The sequence below is a fragment of the Legionella sp. ST3F1 genome (assembly GCF_048553315.1).
In the GTDB taxonomy this organism is placed as follows: Bacteria; Pseudomonadota; Gammaproteobacteria; order Legionellales; family Legionellaceae; genus Tatlockia; species Tatlockia donaldsonii.
In genome coordinates, this window is the sequence record NZ_JBLZIO010000044.1 from 1 (window position 1) to 2,115 (window position 2,115).

Below are 2,115 nucleotides of genomic sequence, written 5' to 3' on the forward strand. Positions count from 1 at the left end.
ATACCCCGTTTTTATTAATTGATATTTTGCCAGATTCTCTAATTTACAGTGGATCTATTTTTAGGGAGGAGATCACTCTTTTTTCATTACACTAGGCCATATTCAACGAATATGTCGCCAGAATTCAATCAATATGCTATTTTTCCAAGCTAATTTGGTATTTAGGGAGAAGTATGAGAATAGCCGTTAAAACGATGCATTATTTTGTCATTATGGGATTGCTGTTTAATTTAACCGCCTGTATGAAAACAAAGCCCCAAGGGGAAATTGCTTCTTATAAAGTTAGGGGTAAAGTATATACCCCTCTGAGATCTGCAAAAGGGTATAAAGCACGAGGAATCGCTACGTTTTATGGTAAACGCTTCCATCATCGTAAGACCTCCAGTGGAGAGCGGTACAATATGTATTCTATGACGGCTGCCCATCCTACGCTTCCCTTTAATACCCGGCTACGAGTTAAGAATCTAAAAAATGGACGAACCGTAGTGGTTCGTATTAATGATCGTGGTCCTTTTTATAGTACGCGACTTATCGATCTTTCTTATGCTGCTGCAAGTCGCCTGGGAATCACCAGTTCTTCCATGGTAGAAATACAAGCGCTAAGTTAGATTATCCATTTGAGCATTTCCCGGTACTATCATTAACACGCGCTGGAAGAGACTATTGAGTTGGATAATAAAAATAAATCTATTTTGGGTGTTGGGGCAATCTTATTAGCCACCCTATTTTGGGGAATGACCTTTGCATTTATTAAGGATGCGGTGGCAACACTATCACCATTTAATTTTTTGTTTTGGCGTTTTGGTATCGCTAGCTTCTTATTACTCCTTATTTTTTGGCAAAAAATAAGGTTCGATCGGCAAACCCTCTTTTATGGCACATTGTTAGGTCTCCTCCTGGCTGGTACAGTGATATTCCAAACCATCGGCTTACGCTACACTACTGCCTCGACTGCGAGTTTTATCACTGGACTGTCCGTTATAGTAGTTGCCCTTTTTGAGTCTTTCCTTAATAAACAATGGCCGTCCCTCTATGTTATTGCTGCCACGTTAATTGCCTTGGTTGGGGTTGGGTTTATTACGCTTTCTGATGGATTTACAGTTAGTCAAGGCGATCTCTGGGTTTTATTGTGTGCATTTTGTTTTGCGGGCTATATTTTATTCGCTGGCAAAGCCTCTCAGATTCACCAATCACTCTCCTTAACGTTCATTCAATCCCTTTTTGTTTGTCTTTTAGCTGGAGTTGCCAGCTTATTTACTACAAAACTTGCTATTCCCTCACAAACGAATTTTTGGGTTGCCATTTTATTTTGCAGTATCTTTGCTTCAATTTTTGCTTTTTTGCTACAACTCCAATTTCAAAAATATGTTAGCTCTACTAAAGCAGCAATTATTTTTTCCCTTGAACCTGTATTTGCAACCATAACTGCCGCAATTTATTTGCATGAGCAATTAACTGTCCAATTCTTCATTGGCGCTTTAATGATATTTTTTGCCATTTTGCTATCAGAAAAACGAACTAAACAAAAAGTAATTCCGCAAGATTAAAGGCAAACCACTAAAAAACCGTCAATGATAATCAGTGTAAGATAATTTTCTTCCAAAATCTGATCGAATTATTAACTAAAGGGGTCAGGGCCTATATGGTGTACTCACCCATCAAAATAAAAGCCTTTCCCATACCCCCTCACTTTACCAAACCAGTCTACTCGTCTCCCAATCAATCCTCAGCCTGGATTACTCCAAACCGCAATCCAACAATTATCGCGCTCGTTATATTTTTACAATCCAATTTTTGAAAGATGGATTGCCGATGCTGAGTCACTCTTCGGGTGGATATCTTTAAAAATGCTGCGATGTCTTTCACCTCTTTACCCTGGGCGGATAAGTAAAGGCATTGCTTTTCCTGCTCACTTAAACGCAGGTCGAAACAAATCGGCAGTCTTATCCAGGTACTGGAAAGCAAGGCCTGGATTTCGGCCAGTTGGTTAGCGGTTGGATTACTATTGCCTAAATAGTTCAGGTGGTTTTTGGCAAACACTTTAAAAAAAGGACTATCGATTAAATTCGTTTTCCTCAAGGTTTCTTGCTTTGTTTTCACCATTATTCTTCCTTT

Annotated in this window: 3 protein-coding genes; 2 read left to right on the forward strand and 1 reads right to left on the reverse strand. The window is 39.1% G+C overall.

All coding sequences use genetic code 11. The annotated features are described in order from the left end of the window. Positions 1–173: 173 nt before the first annotated feature. Positions 174–608: a septal ring lytic transglycosylase RlpA family protein gene (locus ACN4Z1_RS15850; protein ID WP_228363128.1), complete on the forward strand. Its 435-nt coding sequence runs from the start codon at positions 174–176 to the stop codon at positions 606–608. A 60-nt stretch (positions 609–668) separates the two neighbouring features. Next, positions 669–1,547, forward strand: coding sequence for a DMT family transporter (locus tag ACN4Z1_RS15855; RefSeq protein WP_228363129.1), 879 nt, complete (start codon positions 669–671; stop codon positions 1,545–1,547). 172 nt (positions 1,548–1,719) lie between these two features. Here ACN4Z1_RS15855 and ACN4Z1_RS15860 read toward each other — a convergent pair. Beyond that, positions 1,720–2,115, reverse strand: a 396-nt coding sequence (locus tag ACN4Z1_RS15860; RefSeq protein WP_419423054.1) for a response regulator transcription factor, incomplete at its 5' end; no start/stop codon positions are given.